Source organism: Salinilacustrithrix flava (assembly GCF_041228405.1).
Lineage (GTDB): Bacteria > Actinomycetota > Acidimicrobiia > Acidimicrobiales > Salinilacustritrichaceae > Salinilacustrithrix > Salinilacustrithrix flava.
Window position 1 is genome coordinate 1,817,340 of the sequence record NZ_CP133888.1, and the last position, 16,264, is coordinate 1,833,603.

Annotated in this window: 25 protein-coding genes; 23 read left to right on the top strand and 2 right to left on the bottom strand. The window is 70.1% G+C overall.

All coding sequences use genetic code 11. The features are described 5' to 3' along the window. Position 1 precedes the first annotated feature (1 nt). Genes rplX through secY form a run of 10 tightly spaced genes read left to right on the top strand, consistent with a single transcriptional unit; the run spans position 2 to position 5,124 of the window. Entirely contained in the window at positions 2-319 is a 318-nt protein-coding gene (gene rplX / locus RGQ06_RS09090) for a 50S ribosomal protein L24 (RefSeq protein WP_432426889.1), read from the top strand. Further along, positions 319-879, top strand: a complete 561-nt coding sequence (gene rplE / locus RGQ06_RS09095; RefSeq protein ID WP_432426888.1) for a 50S ribosomal protein L5 — start codon at positions 319-321, stop codon at positions 877-879. The genes rplX and rplE overlap by 1 nt, the downstream gene beginning before the upstream one ends. A 1-nt stretch (position 880) precedes the next feature. Further along, on the top strand, positions 881-1,066 hold the full coding sequence (locus tag RGQ06_RS09100; protein WP_432426887.1) for a type Z 30S ribosomal protein S14: 186 nt from the start codon (positions 881-883) through the stop codon (positions 1,064-1,066). Between the two features lie 12 nt (positions 1,067-1,078). After that, complete coding sequence (gene rpsH, locus RGQ06_RS09105) at positions 1,079-1,483, top strand: 30S ribosomal protein S8 (RefSeq protein WP_432426886.1); 405 nt, start codon at positions 1,079-1,081, stop codon at positions 1,481-1,483. 9 nt (positions 1,484-1,492) lie between these two features. Continuing rightward, positions 1,493-2,032 (top strand): 50S ribosomal protein L6, encoded by a 540-nt coding sequence (gene rplF / locus RGQ06_RS09110; protein WP_432426885.1) that lies wholly within the window; start codon positions 1,493-1,495, stop codon positions 2,030-2,032. A 1-nt stretch (position 2,033) separates the two neighbouring features. After that, on the top strand, positions 2,034-2,396 hold the full coding sequence (rplR, locus tag RGQ06_RS09115; RefSeq protein ID WP_432426884.1) for a 50S ribosomal protein L18: 363 nt from the start codon (positions 2,034-2,036) through the stop codon (positions 2,394-2,396). Between the two features lie 30 nt (positions 2,397-2,426). After that, positions 2,427-3,044, top strand: a complete 618-nt coding sequence (gene rpsE, locus RGQ06_RS09120; RefSeq protein ID WP_432426883.1) for a 30S ribosomal protein S5 — start codon at positions 2,427-2,429, stop codon at positions 3,042-3,044. Further along, a complete protein-coding gene (gene rpmD, locus RGQ06_RS09125) occupies positions 3,041-3,244 on the top strand; it encodes a 50S ribosomal protein L30 (RefSeq protein ID WP_432426882.1) in 204 nt (67 codons plus the stop codon). The genes rpsE and rpmD overlap by 4 nt, the downstream gene beginning before the upstream one ends. 4 nt (positions 3,245-3,248) lie before the next feature. Then, entirely contained in the window at positions 3,249-3,740 is a 492-nt protein-coding gene (gene rplO, locus RGQ06_RS09130) for a 50S ribosomal protein L15 (RefSeq protein ID WP_432426881.1), read from the top strand. A 40-nt stretch (positions 3,741-3,780) separates the two neighbouring features. Then, positions 3,781-5,124: a preprotein translocase subunit SecY gene (gene secY / locus RGQ06_RS09135; RefSeq protein WP_432426880.1), complete on the top strand. Its 1,344-nt coding sequence runs from the start codon at positions 3,781-3,783 to the stop codon at positions 5,122-5,124. A 38-nt stretch (positions 5,125-5,162) separates the two neighbouring features. Here the strand turns inward: secY and RGQ06_RS09140 are convergent, their stop codons facing one another. After that, entirely contained in the window at positions 5,163-6,080 is a 918-nt protein-coding gene (locus RGQ06_RS09140; RefSeq protein WP_432426879.1) for an endonuclease domain-containing protein, read from the bottom strand. A 172-nt stretch (positions 6,081-6,252) separates the two neighbouring features. Between RGQ06_RS09140 and RGQ06_RS09145 the strand changes: the two genes are divergently transcribed. From RGQ06_RS09145 to truA, 9 genes are all read left to right on the top strand, one after another. Continuing rightward, positions 6,253-6,912: an adenylate kinase gene (locus tag RGQ06_RS09145; RefSeq protein ID WP_432426878.1), complete on the top strand. Its 660-nt coding sequence runs from the start codon at positions 6,253-6,255 to the stop codon at positions 6,910-6,912. A 5-nt stretch (positions 6,913-6,917) separates the two neighbouring features. Continuing rightward, entirely contained in the window at positions 6,918-7,679 is a 762-nt protein-coding gene (gene map / locus RGQ06_RS09150) for a type I methionyl aminopeptidase (RefSeq protein ID WP_432426877.1), read from the top strand. Between the two features lie 290 nt (positions 7,680-7,969). Next, a complete protein-coding gene (gene rpmJ, locus RGQ06_RS09155; protein ID WP_432426876.1) occupies positions 7,970-8,083 on the top strand; it encodes a 50S ribosomal protein L36 in 114 nt (37 codons plus the stop codon). Positions 8,084-8,099: 16 nt separating this feature from the next. Then, positions 8,100-8,477 (top strand): 30S ribosomal protein S13, encoded by a 378-nt coding sequence (gene rpsM / locus RGQ06_RS09160; protein WP_432426875.1) that lies wholly within the window; start codon positions 8,100-8,102, stop codon positions 8,475-8,477. Beyond that, complete coding sequence (gene rpsK, locus RGQ06_RS09165; protein ID WP_432426874.1) at positions 8,477-8,875, top strand: 30S ribosomal protein S11; 399 nt, start codon at positions 8,477-8,479, stop codon at positions 8,873-8,875. Before rpsM ends, rpsK begins: the two co-directional genes overlap by 1 nt. 10 nt (positions 8,876-8,885) lie before the next feature. Next, the gene (gene rpsD / locus RGQ06_RS09170) at positions 8,886-9,503 is read left to right on the top strand and encodes a 30S ribosomal protein S4 (RefSeq protein ID WP_432426873.1); all 618 of its coding nucleotides are present in this window, start codon (positions 8,886-8,888) and stop codon (positions 9,501-9,503) included. Between the two features lie 56 nt (positions 9,504-9,559). Continuing rightward, entirely contained in the window at positions 9,560-10,498 is a 939-nt protein-coding gene (locus RGQ06_RS09175; RefSeq protein ID WP_432426872.1) for a DNA-directed RNA polymerase subunit alpha, read from the top strand. Positions 10,499-10,507: 9 nt separating this feature from the next. After that, positions 10,508-10,861: a 50S ribosomal protein L17 gene (gene rplQ / locus RGQ06_RS09180; protein WP_432426871.1), complete on the top strand. Its 354-nt coding sequence runs from the start codon at positions 10,508-10,510 to the stop codon at positions 10,859-10,861. Between the two features lie 126 nt (positions 10,862-10,987). Continuing rightward, on the top strand, positions 10,988-11,803 hold the full coding sequence (gene truA / locus RGQ06_RS09185; RefSeq protein ID WP_432426870.1) for a tRNA pseudouridine(38-40) synthase TruA: 816 nt from the start codon (positions 10,988-10,990) through the stop codon (positions 11,801-11,803). 66 nt (positions 11,804-11,869) lie between these two features. On the opposite strand, the gene selD is transcribed toward truA, so the two are convergent. After that, positions 11,870-12,907, bottom strand: coding sequence for a selenide, water dikinase SelD (gene selD / locus RGQ06_RS09190; protein ID WP_432426869.1), 1,038 nt, complete (start codon positions 12,905-12,907; stop codon positions 11,870-11,872). Between the two features lie 195 nt (positions 12,908-13,102). Between selD and rplM the strand changes: the two genes are divergently transcribed. The 4 genes from rplM to RGQ06_RS09210 are packed head-to-tail and all read left to right on the top strand — an operon-like array spanning position 13,103 to position 16,210. Then, positions 13,103-13,558, top strand: a complete 456-nt coding sequence (gene rplM, locus RGQ06_RS09195) for a 50S ribosomal protein L13 (RefSeq protein ID WP_432426868.1) — start codon at positions 13,103-13,105, stop codon at positions 13,556-13,558. A gap of 11 nt (positions 13,559-13,569) precedes the next feature. Then, positions 13,570-13,965: a 30S ribosomal protein S9 gene (gene rpsI, locus RGQ06_RS09200; RefSeq protein WP_432426867.1), complete on the top strand. Its 396-nt coding sequence runs from the start codon at positions 13,570-13,572 to the stop codon at positions 13,963-13,965. 13 nt (positions 13,966-13,978) lie between these two features. After that, complete coding sequence (gene glmM, locus RGQ06_RS09205) at positions 13,979-15,316, top strand: phosphoglucosamine mutase (protein ID WP_432426866.1); 1,338 nt, start codon at positions 13,979-13,981, stop codon at positions 15,314-15,316. A gap of 60 nt (positions 15,317-15,376) precedes the next feature. Further along, positions 15,377-16,210, top strand: a complete 834-nt coding sequence (locus RGQ06_RS09210) for an META domain-containing protein (RefSeq protein WP_432426865.1) — start codon at positions 15,377-15,379, stop codon at positions 16,208-16,210. Positions 16,211-16,264 lie beyond the last annotated feature (54 nt).

The window sequence follows — 16,264 nt, forward strand, 5'->3', positions numbered from 1 at the left end:
CATGGCAGGCATGAAGATCCGCAAGGGCGACACCGTCCGCGTGCTCACCGGCAAGGACCGGGGCAAGGAGGGCGAGGTCATCCGCGCCATCCCCGAGCGCGGCAAGGTGATCGTCGCCGGCGTGAACCTCGCCAAGAAGCACCAGCGCCCGCTCAACGCGACCATGCAGGGCGGCATCATCGACAAGGACATGCCGATCCCGGTCGCCAACGTCGCCATCGTGTGCGGCGACTGCGGCCCGACCCGCGTCGGCTACCGCTTCGACGACGACGGCACCAAGGTGCGCGTCTGCAAGAAGTGCCGAAAGGACCTGGACTGATGGCCACTGCCACCGTTCCCCGCTTCAAGTCCCGCTACGACGAGACCATCCGGGCCAAGCTCCAGAAGGATCTGGACCTGCCCAACGTCATGATGGTGCCCACGGTCGACAAGATCGTGGTCAACATGGGCGTCGGCGAGGCCGTCTCGCAGGCCTCCCTCCTCGAGGGCGCCCAGCGCGACCTGGCCACCATCACCGGCCAGAAGCCCATCGTGACCAAGGCCAAGAAGTCCATCGCCGGCTTCAAGCTCCGCGAGGGCAACCCCATCGGCGCCAAGGTCACCCTCCGGGGTGACCGCAAGTGGGAGTTCCTCGACCGACTGATCTCGGTTGCCATCCCCCGGATCCGCGACTTCCGCGGGCTCAACCCCAACAGCTTCGACGGGAACGGGAACTACACGTTCGGCGTGACCGAGCAGCTCATCTTCCCCGAGATCGACTACGACGCCGTCGACACCATCCGAGGGATGGACATCACGATCGTCACCACCGCACGGACCGACGCCGAGGGCAAGGCACTGCTCGACGCCTTCGGCTTCCCCTTCCGAAAGGACCGTTGAGTTGGCCAAGAAAGCGCTGATCAACAAGGCCAACAAGAAGCCCAAGTACAAGGTGCAGGGCTACACGCGGTGTCGCCGCTGCGGCCGTCCGCGTGCTGTCTTCCGGAAGTTCGGCCTCTGCCGGATCTGCTTCCGTGAGATGGCCCACAACGGGGAGATCCCCGGTGTGACCAAGGCGAGCTGGTGAGGTGAAGACACGATGACCATGACCGACCCCATCGCCGACATGCTCACCCGCGTGCGCAATGCGAACACGGCGAAGCACGACGACGTGTCCATGCCGTCCTCCAAGCTGAAGGAGGCGCTGGCCGAGCTGCTGAAGTCCGAGGGCTACATCCAGGACTTCCAGACCGCCGAGCGCGCCGACAAGCCGGGCAAGATCCTGTCGATCGACATGAAGTACTCGCCTGACCGCGAGCGCACGATCACCGGCATCAAGCGCGTGTCCAAGCCGGGCCTGCGCGTCTACAAGAAGTCCGATGAGATCCCTCGCGTGCTCGGTGGCCTCGGCGTCGCCGTGCTCTCCACGTCGCAGGGACTCATGACCGACCGAGAGGCCCGTCGCCGCAACGTCGGCGGCGAAATCCTCTGCTACGTCTGGTAGGAGCCGAAGATGTCTCGCGTCGGCAAAGCACCGATCACCATCCCCTCGGGCGTCGAGGTCACCATCGGTGACGACGAGGTCACCGTGAAGGGTCCCAAGGGTCAGCTGACCCAGGACGTCCCCGGTGACATCACCCTGCGCCAGGACGGCGACACCATCGTCGTCGAGCGCCCGGACGACTCCCGCACCAACCGCTCCCTCCACGGCCTCGTCCGCGCCCTCGTGTCCAACATGGTCCAGGGCGTCACCAACGAGTTCACCAAGGAGCTCGAGATCATCGGCGTCGGCTACCGCGTGCTGAACTCCAGCCCGAGCTCCCTCGAGCTGGCCCTCGGCTACAGCCACACGGTGAACTACAAGGCCCCCGAGGGCATCACCTTCGAGGTCCCCGCCCCCACCCAGATCCTCGTGCGCGGCATCGACAAGCAGGCCGTCGGCCAGGCCGCCGCCGAGATCCGCGACTTCCGCAAGCCCGAGCCCTACAAGGGCAAGGGCGTCCGGTACAAGGGCGAGTACGTCATCCGCAAGGCCGGCAAGGCAGGCAAGTGACATGAGCAGCATGGCCAAGAAGAAGCAGCTGGGCCGGGACCGGCGCCACCGCCGGGTCCGCAAGAAGGTCCAGGGCACCCCGCAGCGTCCCCGCCTCGCGGTGTTCCGGTCCTCGCGCCACATCGTGGCCCAGGTCATCGACGACATCGCCGGCGTGACGCTGGCGGCTGCGTCCACCCACGAGAAGGACTTCGACGGCTACGGCGGCAACGCCGACGCCGCCGCCAAGATCGGTGCCCTCGCCGCCGAGCGGGCCAAGGCCGCCGGCGTGACCAAGGTCGTCTTCGACCGGGGCGGCAACCGCTACCACGGCCGGGTCAAGGCCCTCGCCGACGCTGCCCGCGAAGCCGGGCTCGAGTTCTAGGACCCGGGTCCCGGGAAGGATCGAGAGAACATGGCAAACGGAAACGACAACCCACGCCGCGGACGCCGGGACGAGCCCCAGGCCAACCCGCGCCAGTCCGGTGATGCCACGCTGCGCGAGTCGCGCGTCATCAACATCAACCGCGTCGCCAAGGTCGTGAAGGGCGGTCGTCGCTTCAGCTTCACCGCCCTCGTCGTCATCGGCGACGGCAACGGCCGCGTCGGCCTCGGCTACGGGAAGGCCAAGGAGGTGCCCCTCGCCATCCAGAAGGGCACCGAGGAGGCCCGCAAGAACCTCTTCGAGGTCCCCCTCGCCGGCGACACCATCATCCACCCGACCGAGGGTGTGCTCGGCGCCGGTCGCGTCATGCTCAAGCCCGCCGCCCCCGGTACCGGCGTCATCGCCGGTGGTGCCGCCCGCATCATCCTCGAGGAAGCCGGCATCCACGACGTGCTGTGCAAGTCGCTGGGCTCGGCCAACCACATCAACGTGGCCCGCGCCACCATCGAGGGCCTGCGTGGCCTGCGTCGTCCCGACGAGATCGCCCGCCTGCGCGGCATCCCGGCCGACACCTTCGTGCCCAAGGGCCTGCTCAACGCGTACAACGAGTCCGAGAAGCTCAAGGGCCGCGCCGGAGCCGTGTCATGAGCGAGGCCACGATCACCGTCACCCAGGTCCGGTCCGCCATCGGCACCAAGCCCAAGACCCGCGGCACGCTGCGGGCCCTCGGGCTCCGTGGCATCGGCCAGACCAACACCCTCCCGGACCGTCCCGAGATCCGCGGCATGATCGCCCGGGTCCCGCACCTGATCACGGTCGTTGAGTCCGTCAGCGACGGAGGCGAGTAGCTCCATGTACAAGATCCACGATCTCCAGCCCCCCGAGGGCTCCAACCGGCGCCGCAAGCGCGTCGGCCGAGGCATCGGCGGCAAGGGCGGCAAGACCGCCGGCCGTGGCACCAAGGGCCAGAAGGCGCGCAACACCGTGCCGATGGGCTTCGAGGGTGGCCAGATGCCCCTCTACATGCGCGTGCCGAAGCGCCGGGGCTTCAACAACCCCTTCCGCGTCGAGTACCAGGCCATCAACCTGGACACGCTCAGCGAGTCCGGCCTCACCGACATCACCCCCGAGGCGCTCCACGCCAAGGGCCTGGTCCGCAAGGGCGCCCTGGTGAAGATCCTCGGTCGTGGCGAGGTCAGCGCTGCGCTGAACGTCACCGCCCACAAGTTCTCGGCGTCGGCTGCCGAAGCCATCACCGCCGCGGGCGGTACGGTCGAGACCCGGCCCCTGCCGTGGGGCGATCGTCGTCCGCCGGCCAAGGGCAACCAGTTCACCAACCGCTGATCCTGCCGGATCGGCTGAGCCGCCACCCCCTGGGGAGCACGTGTTCCAGAGCCTGAAGAGCCTCGCGCGCGTCGCGTCCGTCTCGGACCTTCGCAACAAGATCCTGTTCGTGATCTTCATCCTCGCCCTGTACCGGGCGGGTTCGGCGATCCCGGCGCCTGGCATCGACCTCGACGCCGTCCAGAACCTGAAGGAGCAGGCCGAGCAGGGCGCTGGCGTGCTCGGCTTCCTGACCCTGTTCTCGGGCGGCGCGCTCACCCAGTTCGCGCTGTTCGCGCTCGGGATCATGCCGTACATCACGGCGTCGATCATCATGCAGATCCTCACCGTGGTGATCCCGCGCCTCGAGCAGTGGTCCCAGCAGGGTGCGGTCGGCCAGCGCAAGATCACGCAGTGGACCCGCTACCTGACGGTGGCCATCGCCCTGCTGCAGTCCACCGGCCTGGCCTTCCTGTTCCACAACGGCGGCGGCGGCCTCCTCGGCGCCGGCGGTGGTGTCGATCTCGGCATCGACCTGTTCGGCGGTGACGAGAACTTCAACACCGGCCGCATCCTCATCGTGGTGCTCACCCTCACCGCCGGCACCGCCCTGCTCATGTGGATGGGCGAGCTCATCACCCAGCGAGGCATCGGCAACGGCATGTCGCTGCTGATCTTCGCCTCGGTGGTGTCCAGCTTCCCGGTCGCCGGAGCCCAGATCAACGCCGAGCGGGGCATGGCCCTGCTGCTCCCGCTGCTGCTGCTGGGGGTGGCGATCATGGTGGCGATCGTGTTCGTGGAGCTCGGCCAGCGCCGCATCCCGGTGCAGTTCTCCAAGCGGGTCGTCGGCAACAAGATGACCGGCGGCCAGTCCACCTACATCCCGCTCAAGGTCAACCAGTCCGGCGTGATCCCGGTGATCTTCGCCAGCTCGGTGCTGTACCTGCCGCTGCTGTTCACCCAGGTGCTCCCCGCCGACCGGAGCTGGGCGGTCAGCATCCAGCGCTGGGTCGACACCAACCTGGTCCAGCCCGACTCGATCGTCTACATCCTCGTGTACGGCTTCCTGATCGTGGGCTTCGCCTACTTCTACACGGCGATCCAGTTCGACCCGGCCAAGCAGGCCGACACGATCCGCCGCCAGGGCGGCTACATCCCCGGCATCCGCCCCGGCCCCCAGACCGAGCGGTACCTCGGCCGCATCCTGAACCGGATCACCCTCCCCGGCGCCCTGTTCGTGGCCATGATCGCCCTGCTGCCCTCGATCCTGCTCGTCTCCGCCGACATCACGAACTTCCCCTTCGGCGGCATCTCGGTGCTCATCGCCGTCGGCGTGATGCTCGAGTTCATGAAGCAGATCGACAGCCAGCTCATGATGCGCAACTACGAGGGCTTCCTGAACTAGCCCCCGCAGGAAATCTCGTGGATCGTGACCACCCGTGGTCACCGACCCACGAGATGTCCACGGAGCTGGCGAAGCGCGGCGGCGAGGTCGCTGGCCAAGCACCAGCTGCGGATCCGGATGACCGTCCACCCTGCGTCCTCGAGCGCGCGCTGCCTGACGAGGTCCGCCTCCCGGACGTCGACGTCGTCGCGATGTTGCACGCCGTCGACCTCGACGCAGATCCGGCGCTCCGGATAGGCGAGATCGAGTCGGTACGAGGCGTCAGCGGCGCGCACCCAGTGCTGTGCCACCGGCACGGGCAGGCACGCATCGAGGATGGCGTCCAGGACGAGCTGTTCGAGTCCGGATTCCGGCACGCCGTCGACCTCGAAGTAGCGGTCGAGCCAGTCCCGCAGGGCGGCGCCGCCGTTGCGTCCCCGTCGCTTGTGGCGCAGGTAGGTGCGCAGCAGTGCATCGCTGGTGACGCCGTGCTCGTGTCGCAGCTCGCGCACGGTCTGGCGGTACCGCTTCTCGGAGATGACGCAGCCCAGGTCCATGGCGATCCGGGTCGGTCCCGTGCACGGGATGCCATCGATGCGACACGGCGCGGCGAGCTCGAGGTCGGTCGACTCGTGGACGATCACGTCGGCACGTCGGAAGGTCGTGCCGGCCGGGATGCTGATCTCCGGGGCCGGGACGGGGTCGAAGCCACCGACGCCCGTGAGGTGGGCGCCGGCCCGGTGGGATGCCAGCGAACCGGTCGGAGCGAGCAGCAGGGCAGCCATGAGCCGACGTGGCCAGGTCATCGGAACGCCGGCTGGGCCGTACAGGCCGGCATCGAGACGCATCCAGGTGCCGTTGCGGAGCAGCCGGCGCAGGAGCGGAAAGCCGCCGTCGAGGGCGCTCAGCTGCGGGCGGGTGATGAGCGCCTGCTGGTGCTCGAGCAGCGAGATCGCCGCTGGCGATGGTGCGGGCATGGGTCTTCCTCCGGTGTGTGCCTGGGGGAAGACGGGTCCGATCGTACGAACCCCCACCGACAGCTCGATATCCCGTGGATCCAGCACCACCCGTGGTCGGGATCCACGGGATTTCGGGGTGGGTGGGGGATTTCGGATGGGTGAAAGCGGGGCCGGTAGGGTGCGTGCTCTCATGATCCCCGGTGCTCGACTCGTGATGCTCGGCCGGCAGGGAGCCGGCAAGGGCACCCAGTGCACGCGGCTCTCCCGCCACTTCGTCGTGCCCCACATCTCCACCGGCGACATGCTCCGTGCCGCCGTGAAGGAGGGCACCGCCTTCGGACGCAAGGCCAAGGAGTACATGGACGCGGGCGAGCTGCTGCCCGACGACATCATCATCGGGGTGGTCGAGGAGCGCCTGCTCAAGGACGACACCCGCAACCGGGGCTACATCCTCGACGGCTTCCCCCGGACCGAGTCCCAGGCCGAGTCCCTGGCCGCGATCACCGCCGACCTGCCCCTCGACCTGGTCATCGACCTGGCCGTGCCCACCGACGTCGTGCTCGAGCGCCTGGCCGCCCGGCGGGTCTGCGTCGACTGCGGCGCCAACTACGCGGTGCACGCACCGCCCAAGCACGGCTGGACCTGCGACCACTGCGGCGGCGAGGTCATCCAGCGCGCCGACGACACCGAGGACGCGATCAAGCGCCGCCTCGACATCTACGAGGCCGAGACCGCCCCGCTGATCGAGTGGTACGAGGAGCGGGACCTGCTCATGGTCGTCGACGGCGACGGCGACCCCGACGAGGTCACGGCCCGGCTGATCCGGACCATCGACACCGCCCGGCGGTAGGGGCGATGGGTCGCCGAGATCGGGGCGCTCGCCGGTCCGCCGACGAGATCGCGACCATGCGCAGGGCCGGCCTGGTCGTGGCCGAGATGCACGACGTGTGCCGGGAGGCGCTCCGCCCCGGGGTGACCACCGGCGAGCTCGATGCCCTGGCCCGCGACGTGCTCGACCGCCGGGGCGCCACCTCCAACTTCCTCGGCTACGGCGGGTTCCCGGCCGTGGTCTGCGCCAGCGTGAACGACGAGATCGTCCACGGCATCCCCGGCTCCCGCGTCCTCGAGGAGGGCGATGTCGTCTCCATCGACTGCGGCGCCGTGGTCGACGGGTGGCACGGCGACGCCGCCTTCACGGCCTGCGTCGGGCAGGGGAGCGCGGCGGACCTGGAGCTCATCGAGGTCGGCCGTCGCTCGCTGGAGGCCGGCATCGAGCAGGTGGTGGCGGGCAACACCCTCGGCGACCTCGGCCACGCCGTGGAGTCGGTCGTGCGCGCCGCGGGGTTCTCGGTGCTCGAAGACCACTGCGGCCACGGCATCGGGCGGGCCATGCACGAAGCGCCCGACGTGCTGAACACCGGCACGCCCGGCAAGGGCCTGCCCATCGAGGTCGGCATGGTGCTCGCCATCGAACCCATGGTCTGCGCCGGCACCTCCGACTACCGGGTGCTGGCCGACGGCTGGACCGTGGTCACCGCCGACGGCGCCCGATCCGTCCACTGGGAGCACACCGTCGCCGTGACCGAGCACGGTCCCGAGGTCCTCACCCGACGCTGAGAATCCCCCCATCTCGTGCCCGGATCGGTCATGATGTGGGGGTTCGCGGGCCCCGATGGGCTCGACGGCGCCACCGATCCGGCCCCTCGTCGCTCGTGGGGTTGGCGGTCGTGTGCGCGCTGTCATAGGATCTCCCTTCGGCTCTGGGACAGGCGCGCCTGCCCCTGCAGTGGCCTGTGCTCACCCATGTCTCGTCCTGGGATCGGGTGCAGGTGGAGCTCACCCCCGTACGAGCTCAGTCGTGGCCGGCTCCCGGTGCCACTGAGCAACCACTCTCGAGAGAGCAACCGATGAAGGTCCGACCCAGTGTCAAGCCCATGTGCGAGAAGTGCCAGGTGATCCGCCGGCACGGGCGCGTCATGGTCCTCTGCACGAATCCCCGTCACAAGCAGCGCCAGGGCTGAGGAGCGAACCCGGAACATGGCACGTATCCAAGGCGTCGACATCCCCCGCGACAAGCGGCTGGTGATCTCGCTGACCTACCTGTTCGGCATCGGCAACACCACTGCCGCCCGCATCTGCGACGAGGTCGGCATCGACCCGAGCACCCGCGTCCGAGACCTGACCGACTCCGAGGTCAACAAGGTCCGCGAGTGGATCGACGAGAACGCCGAGGTCGAAGGCGACCTGCGGCGTGAGGTCCAGCAGAACATCAAGCGCAAGATCGAGATCGGCTCCTACCAGGGCATCAGGCACCGCAAGGGCCTGCCCGTCCGCGGTCAGCGCACCCACACCAACGCACGGACCCGCAAGGGCCCGAAGAAGACCGTTGCCGGCAAGAAGAAGGTGAAGAAGTAGTGGCCAAGCCCTCCTCGGGCGGTCGACGCCCCCGCAAGCGCGAACGCAAGAACATCTCGCACGGCATCGCCCACATCAAGTCGTCGTTCAACAACACGATCGTCGCCATCACCGACCCGGCAGGCAACGTCTTGTCCTGGGCATCGGCCGGCAACGTGGGCTTCAAGGGCTCCCGCAAGTCCACGCCCTTCGCCGCCCAGATGGCGGCCGAGAAGGCCGCCCGCGGCGCCATGGAGCACGGCGTGCGTCGCGTCGAGGTCCAGGTCAAGGGCCCCGGCTCCGGCCGCGAGACCGCCATCCGCTCGATCCAGAACGCCGGCATCGAGGTGTCCGGCATCAAGGACGTCACCCCCGTCCCGCACAACGGCTGCCGCCCGCCCAAGCGCCGCCGCACCTGAGGAACAGAACATGTCTCGTTACACCGGACCCCGCAGCCGCATCGCTCGTCGACTCGGCGTCAACATCTTCGGCACCTCGGGAGAGGTGCGCGCCCTCGACCGTCGCCCCTACCCGCCCGGCGAGCACGGCCGCAGCCGTCGCCGGGGCCAGCCCTCCGAGTACCTCGCCCAGCTGCAGGAGAAGCAGAAGGCCCGCTTCTCCTACGGTCTCTCCGAGCGCCAGTTCCGCAACCTCTACGAGGAGGCGAACCGCCGCAAGGGCGTCACCGGCGAGCTCATGCTCCAGATGCTCGAGCGCCGCCTCGACAACGTCGTGTACCGGGCCGGCCTCGCCGCCACCCGCCCGCAGGCACGCCAGTTCGTGAACCACGGCCACTTCGACGTCAACGGCAAGCGGGTCACCATCCCCAGCTACCGCGTCCGCGTCGGCGACAAGGTCTCGCTGCGCACCAAGTCCCGCGACATGGTCACCGTGCAGTGGAACAAGGACGTCCTCGACCGCCAGGCCCCGGGCTGGCTCGAGACGGGCGACGACGGCTTCGCCGTCACCGTTCGGGCCTACCCCGAGCGTGAGCAGATCGACGTGCCCGTGCGAGAGCAGCTCATCGTCGAGCTGTACTCGAAGTAGCACCCTGCACCGCCCACACCGCCCCTCCTTCTCCACCTGACGAGGTACCTCGCTCCATGCTGGTCATCCAACGCCCAACCGTCGAGCCCCAGGGCGAAGAGGCCGACAACCGTCAGCGGTTCGTCATCAGCCCCCTCGAGCCCGGCTTCGGGCACACCATCGGCAACTCGCTGCGGCGCGTCCTGCTGTCCTCGATCCCCGGCGCCGCCGTCACCCAGGTGCGCTTCGACGAGGCCCTGCACGAGTTCGACACGATCGGCGGCGTGGTCGAGGACGTCACCGACATCATCCTCAACCTCAAGGACCTCGTCGTGGTGTGCCACAGCGACGAGCCCGTCTCCCTGCGCCTCGATGCCCGCGGCCCCGCCGAGGTCACCGCAGCCGACCTGCAGGACAACGCCGACGTGGAGGTCCTCAACCCGGACCTGCACATCGCCACGATGAACGGCGACGGCCGCCTGGCCATCGACGTCACCATCGCCAAGGGCCGTGGCTACGTGTCCGCCGACCGCAACAAGAGCTCCGACACCATCGGCGTGATCCCGGTCGACTCGATCTTCTCGCCGGTGCGCAAGGCCACCTTCTCGGTCGAGCCCACCCGCGTCGAGCAGGACACCAACTACGACAAGCTCGTCATCGACGTCCACACCGACGGCTCGATCAGCCCCGCCGAGGCCCTCGCGTCCGCCGGCGACACGCTGCGCAGCCTGGTCGGCCTGATCGCCGACATGAGCGAGGAGCCCCAGGGCCTCGAGCTGGGCGAGGTGCCCGTCGCGGGCACCGGTCCGTCCGACCTCGACCTGCCCATCGAGGACCTCGAGCTGTCCGAGCGGCCGCGCAACTGCCTCAAGCGTGCGCAGGTCAACACCGTCGGCGAGCTCGTCAACAAGACCGAAGACGACCTGCTCGCCATCACCAACTTCGGCCAGAAGTCCCTGGACGAGGTCGTCGAGAAGCTGGATGAGCGCGGCCTCACGCTGCGCATCCGAGGCTAGGAGAACAACATGCCCGCACGTCCCCGCAAGGGCAAGCGCTTCGGCGGCTCGTCCTCCCACCAGAAGGCCATGTTCGGCAACCTGGTGGCCAGCCTCATCGCCGCCGAGTCGATCGTGACCACCGAGGCCAAGGCCAAGGCCGTCCGCCCGGTGGCCGAGAAGCTGATCACCAAGGCCAAGAAGGGCGGTCTCCACAACCACCGCCAGGTCGTCGCGTACCTGCGCGACGAGGAGATGGCCCACAAGCTCATGACCGACGTCGGCCCCCGCTACGTCGACCGTCCGGGTGGCTACACCCGGATCCTCAAGCTCGGCCCCCGCCACGGCGACAACGCGCCGATGGCTCGCATCGAGCTCGTCTAGGACGAGGCGACCGAGTTCTGAGGCCCAGCCGAAGAACTCGATGGCGACGAGGCGCCCTGCGCCGAGGAGCGGCCCGGCGCGAGTGCGCCGGGCCGCTGCGCGTTCTGTGCGAAGTTGTTGCCCGCCATGGCGACGCCCCTCACCCTCTTCGACGAAGACGACATGACCGAGGCACCCCTGCTTCCCCACGTCCGCGTCCGGATGACGGTCGCCTACGACGGCACCCGCTTCCACGGGTTCGCCGTCAACCCCGGGGTCCCCACCGTCGGCGGCCGCCTCACCGAGGCCCTCGAGCGCTTCCTACGGCACCCCATCGAGCTGACCTGCGCTGGTCGCACCGACAAGGGGGTGCACGCCCACGGCCAGGTCGTGGACTTCGTGACCACCGAGGGCGTCGACCTCGACGGCTTGTGCCGGGCGGTGAACGCCCTGTGCGGCCCCGAGGTCGCGGTCCGGGAGCCGGCGATCGTGCCGATGGCGTTCTCGTCCCGCTTCGACGCCACGTCCCGCACCTACCGGTACACGATCCACAACGACGAGGTGCCCGACCCGTTCTCGGTGCACCGGGCCTGGCAGGTCAAGGAGCCCCTCGAGCTCGACGTGCTACGCCTGGCCTGCGACCCGCTGATCGGGACGCACGACTTCACCTCGTTCTGCCGGCGCCCCAAGCGCAGCGATGGCACGGAGGCCTCCCTGGTGCGGGAGGTCCGCTCCGCCCGCTGGGAGGTCGTCGACGACCAGACCCTGCGCTTCTGGATCCAGGCGTCGTCGTTCTGCCACCAGATGGTCCGCTCCGTCGTCGGCACCCTCGTCGACGTCGGCCGGGGCAAGCTGACCGCCGGCGACATCCGGGGCATCCTCGCCGCCGAGGACCGCCGGGCCGCCGGCACCGTGGCCCCGCCCGAGGGCCTCACCCTCTGGCACGTCGGCTACCCGGACTGACGCTCTCAGCAGCGGCCGCCGACCTGTTCGTCGAGGGCTTGTCCGAGCGGGCGCGGGCCCGACGCATCAGTCGAGCGACACCCGCCCGGTACCGGCCGATGCGACCCGTCCGATGACGGCTGCGGTGTGACCGCTCGCCACGAGGGAGGCGACCGCCTCGGCGGCTGCGTCCGCGTCGGCGGCGCCGAAGAGGAGGCCACCGCTCGTCTGGGCGTCGGCGAGGAGCAGCGCGTCGTCGTCGTGGCGGCCGGGGTCGAGGTGGGGCCGGACGTGGTCGAGGTTGCGCTGGCTGCCGCCCGGCACCACCCCGTCGGCCAGCAGCTCGCGTGCGCCGTCGAGCACCGGCACCGAGGCCACGTCGACGGTGACGTCGACGCGGGACTCCACGGCCATGCGCTGCAGGTGGCCGAGCAGCCCGAAGCCGGTGACGTCGGTGCATCCGGTGGCGCCGGCGGCGCGAGCTGCGTCGCGGGCGAGGTCGTTGAGCCGGGTCATGGACGCGACGGCGGCGTCGGTGAGCGCGTCGGAGGCGAGCCCGCGCTTGATGGCGGTGGTGGCGATGCCGACGCCGAGCGGCTTGGTGAGCACGAGCACGTCGCCCGGGCGCAGGCCGGCGTTGGTGAGCACCGCGTCGGGGTGGACCTCGCCGATGACGGCCATGCCGTACTTGGGTTCGGGGTCGTCCACCGTGTGGCCGCCCGCCACCACGAAGCCGGCCTCGGTGGCGATGTCGAGGCCACCCTGGAGCACGTCGCCCAGCAGGTCAGTGGGCAGCTCGTCGACGTTCCAGCCCACCAGGTTGAGGGCGAGCAGCGGCGTCCCGCCCATGGCGTAGACGTCGGAGACGGCGTTGGCCGCGGCGATGCGGCCCCAGGTCCGGGCGTCGTCGACCACCGGGGTGATGAAGTCGGCGGTGACCACCAGGGCGCGCTCGTCCGAGAGGCGCCACACGGCGGCATCGTCGCCGGACAGCGCCCCGACCAGGAGGTTCGGATCACCAGGAGGTGCCAATCGGCGCACGACGTGCGCCAGCTCGCCCGGAGCGAGCTTGCACGCTCAGCCGGCGCCGTGGGAGAACGCCGTCAGGCGGGGTCGTCGGGTCATCTCGTGGCACGCTACCCCGGTCGGGATCCCCGCCTGACCGGGGCCGCATCGGCCACGATGGTGGGCTCGAGGCCGCCCAGGTTGCAGCAGATCCACGCCCGCCCGTAGATTTGTCCCTTGCGCCTCGGGGCCTCCCGCGCCCCGAGCAGCTTCGCATCCGCAGTCGCGAGACATTCAGAGAGTCAGGTCGCACCCGTGCGCACGTATTCACCGAAAGCCAGCGAGATCACCCGCGAGTGGTGGGTCATCGACGCCGAGGGCATGGTCCTCGGCCGTCTGGCCACCGAGGTCGCCCGGGTGCTGCGTGGCAAGCACAAGGCGATGTTCGCCCCGAACCTGGATTGCGGTGACCACGTGATCATCGTGAACGCCGAGAAGGTCGTGCTGACCTCCGGCAAGGCCGAGAAGAAGAAGGTCTGGCGCCACTCCGGCTTCCCGGGCGGCATCAAGTCGATGAGCTACAGCGACGCCCTCGACCGCAAGCCGGCCGAGGCCGTGCGCCGCACCATCAAGGGCATGCTGCCGAAGAACCGCCTCGGCGCCCAGATGCTGACCAAGCTGAAGGTGTACGCAGGTCCCACGCACCCGCACGCCGCTCAGCAGCCCAAGGAACTCGAGATCGACTCCCGGGCCCGCGCCCGCGTGAGCTGAAGGAAGCAATCGTGAGCACCAAGCCACTCGTCCAGGCCACCGGCCGTCGCAAGCGCGCCGTCGCCCGCATCCGGCTCCGTCCCGGTACCGGCACCGTCACGGTCAACGGCAAGGACGTGAAGGTCTACTTCCCGACCGACGCCCTGCAGAGCCTGGCCATGGCCCCCATCGCCGTCGCCGAGGCCGAGGAGCACTACGACATCGACTGCACCATCGCCGGTGGTGGCACCACCGGCCAGGCCGGCGCCATGAGCCTCGGGCTCGCCCGTGCCTTCGCCGAGCTCGACCCCGAGCGCCGTGGCGAGCTGAAGCACGAAGGCCTCCTGCGCCGCGACCCGCGCAAGAAGGAATCCAAGAAGTACGGCCTCAAGAAGGCCCGCAAGGCGCCGCAGTACTCCAAGCGCTAGTCCGCCCCGGCGGATGCTGTCCTTCGGCACCGACGGCGTCCGCGGCGTCGCCAACCAAGACCTGACACCGGAGCTCGCCCTGGCACTGGGGCGAGCTTCGGCGCGCGTGCTGGGCGGCGACGCGGTCGTGATCGGCCGGGACACCCGGCGGTCCGGCCCCATGCTCGAGGCCGCCCTCGCCGCCGGCTACGCGTCCGAGGGCGTGGCGGTCACGCTGCTCGGCGTGGTGCCCACGCCCACGGTCGCCCACGCGGCCGCCGCCCTCGGCGTGCCCGGCGCCATGATCTCGGCCTCGCACAACCCCTTCGCCGACAACGGCATCAAGCTGTTCGCCGCCGGGGGCACCAAGCTCTCCGACGAGGCCGAGGACCAGCTCGAGGCCGAGCTCGCCCACCTGCTGGGCAGCGGCGGCGGCGAACGACCGACCGGCGCCGGTGTCGGGCCGGTGACCGCCGACGACGGGCGCCTCGCCCGGGCCTACGCCGACGACCTGCACCGGGCCGTCGGCGGGCGCAGGCTCCAGGGGATCTCGGTGGTGCTCGACTGCGCCCACGGCGCCGCCTCGGCCCTGGCGCCGGAGGTCCTGCGCGCTGCCGGCGTCGAGGTCACCGTGGTCCACGCCGACCCCGACGGCGTGAACATCAACGACGACGCCGGCTCCACGTCGCCCGCGGCCCTGCAGCGGGCGGTGATCGACCACGGCGCCGACGTCGGCCTCGCCCTCGACGGCGATGCCGACCGGCTGCTCGCCATCGACTCCGACGGCGCCCTGGTCGACGGCGACCACGTCATCGCCATCCTCGCCATCGACCGCCAGGCCCAGGGCCGCCTGCCCGACGACACCGTGGTGGCCACGGTGATGTCGAACCTCGGGTTCCGCCAGGGCATGGCCCGCCGGGGCATCACCGTCGTCGACACCAAGGTGGGGGACCGCTACGTCCTCGAGGCCCTGGCCCGCACGGGCGCGGCGCTCGGCGGCGAGCAGTCCGGCCACGTGATCCAGGCCGACATCGCCACCACCGGTGACGGCCTGCTCACCGCCCTGACCCTGCTCGACGTGGTGCACCGCACCGGACGCCCGCTCGCCGACCTGGCCGCCGACGCGATGACGTCGCTGCCCCAGGTGCTGGTGAACGTGCGCCTCGACCACCGGGACCCCGATCTGGTCGAGAGGCTGGCCGCCGACGTCGCCGATGCCGAGGCCCGCCTGGGCGACGAGGGCCGCGTGCTGGTGCGCCCCTCGGGCACCGAGCCCCTCATCCGGGTGATGGTCGAGGCCCCCACCGCCGAGCGGGCCCAGCAGGAGGCCGACACCCTGGCCGCCGCCGTCCGACGCCTCGCCGGCGCCTGAACCCGCCCATCGGGGCGCGCCACCCCGGAACTGGCAGTCGCTGCGTAGCGTCCAAGGGGCATGAGGTACGCGCTGGCCCTGCTCGCCCTGATCGTCGTCGCGACGGTGAGCGCCTGCGGTGACGACGACGCCTCGGTGGGCACCGGGGGCGGCACGGCGGACCTGGCGGCCGAGTACCTCTCGATCGAGGTGACCGAGGCCGGTGCGCCGCGCCCACTGGTCGAGGGGACGGTGATCTCGCTGCGCTTCGACGACGGCCGGGTGGGGGCGTCGCTCGGCTGCAACCAGCTCGGCGGTCCCTACGAGCTGGACGGCGACCGGCTGCTGGTCGAGGACCTGAGCATGACCGAGATGGGCTGCGATCCCGAGCGCCACGCCCAGGACGAGTGGTTCGCCGGCGTGCTCCAGGCCGAGCCCACCGTCGTGGTGGAGGGCGACACCATGGCGCTGACGGCGGGGGAGACCGTCGTGCGCTTCGTCGACCGCGAGGTCGCCGAGCCGGACCGGGAGCTGGTCGGCACCACCTGGGAGGTGGACGGGTTCGCCGACGGCCAGGACCCCGACGATGCCGCCATGTCCATGGCCGTGGACCAGCCGGGGATCGTGCGGTTCGAGGAGGGCGGCTTCGTCACCGGCAGCGACGGCTGCAACGGCTTCGGCTTCAGCACGATCGAGGGCGAGGGCACCGACGGCCTTCGCTACGAGGTCGACGGTGAAGAGGTCGTGTTCACCGGCGCGGTGGTGAGCGAGCTGCAGGCATGCCCCGAGCTCGAGGAGTACACCGACCGGTTCTGGGCCGTGCTGACCGGCACGGCCACCTGGTCCGTCGACGCCGACCAGCTGACCCTGGTCGGCGAGGACGGCCGGGTCGTGACCTTCCGCGCCACCGACTGAGCGCTACAGGAGAACTGCCAGTTCCAGAAGGTGGGGCCGTCCGGTGGGCTCCGG

Coding starts and splice junctions, on each gene's coding strand:
- truA (WP_432426870.1), top strand. CDS start 10,988: ATGGCGACGCCCCTCACCCTCTTCGACGAAGACGACATGACCGAGGCA.
- rplF (WP_432426885.1), top strand. CDS start 1,493: ATGTCTCGCGTCGGCAAAGCACCGATCACCATCCCCTCGGGCGTCGAG.
- RGQ06_RS09210 (WP_432426865.1), top strand. CDS start 15,377: ATGAGGTACGCGCTGGCCCTGCTCGCCCTGATCGTCGTCGCGACGGTG.
- rpsH (WP_432426886.1), top strand. CDS start 1,079: ATGACCATGACCGACCCCATCGCCGACATGCTCACCCGCGTGCGCAAT.
- rplO (WP_432426881.1), top strand. CDS start 3,249: ATGTACAAGATCCACGATCTCCAGCCCCCCGAGGGCTCCAACCGGCGC.
- rplX (WP_432426889.1), top strand. CDS start 2: ATGGCAGGCATGAAGATCCGCAAGGGCGACACCGTCCGCGTGCTCACC.
- RGQ06_RS09175 (WP_432426872.1), top strand. CDS start 9,560: ATGCTGGTCATCCAACGCCCAACCGTCGAGCCCCAGGGCGAAGAGGCC.
- rplR (WP_432426884.1), top strand. CDS start 2,034: ATGAGCAGCATGGCCAAGAAGAAGCAGCTGGGCCGGGACCGGCGCCAC.
- rpmJ (WP_432426876.1), top strand. CDS start 7,970: ATGAAGGTCCGACCCAGTGTCAAGCCCATGTGCGAGAAGTGCCAGGTG.
- RGQ06_RS09145 (WP_432426878.1), top strand. CDS start 6,253: ATGATCCCCGGTGCTCGACTCGTGATGCTCGGCCGGCAGGGAGCCGGC.
- rpmD (WP_432426882.1), top strand. CDS start 3,041: ATGAGCGAGGCCACGATCACCGTCACCCAGGTCCGGTCCGCCATCGGC.
- rpsE (WP_432426883.1), top strand. CDS start 2,427: ATGGCAAACGGAAACGACAACCCACGCCGCGGACGCCGGGACGAGCCC.
- glmM (WP_432426866.1), top strand. CDS start 13,979: ATGCTGTCCTTCGGCACCGACGGCGTCCGCGGCGTCGCCAACCAAGAC.
- rplQ (WP_432426871.1), top strand. CDS start 10,508: ATGCCCGCACGTCCCCGCAAGGGCAAGCGCTTCGGCGGCTCGTCCTCC.
- map (WP_432426877.1), top strand. CDS start 6,918: ATGGGTCGCCGAGATCGGGGCGCTCGCCGGTCCGCCGACGAGATCGCG.
- rplE (WP_432426888.1), top strand. CDS start 319: ATGGCCACTGCCACCGTTCCCCGCTTCAAGTCCCGCTACGACGAGACC.
- rpsM (WP_432426875.1), top strand. CDS start 8,100: ATGGCACGTATCCAAGGCGTCGACATCCCCCGCGACAAGCGGCTGGTG.
- rpsD (WP_432426873.1), top strand. CDS start 8,886: ATGTCTCGTTACACCGGACCCCGCAGCCGCATCGCTCGTCGACTCGGC.
- RGQ06_RS09140 (WP_432426879.1), bottom strand. CDS start 6,080: ATGCCCGCACCATCGCCAGCGGCGATCTCGCTGCTCGAGCACCAGCAG.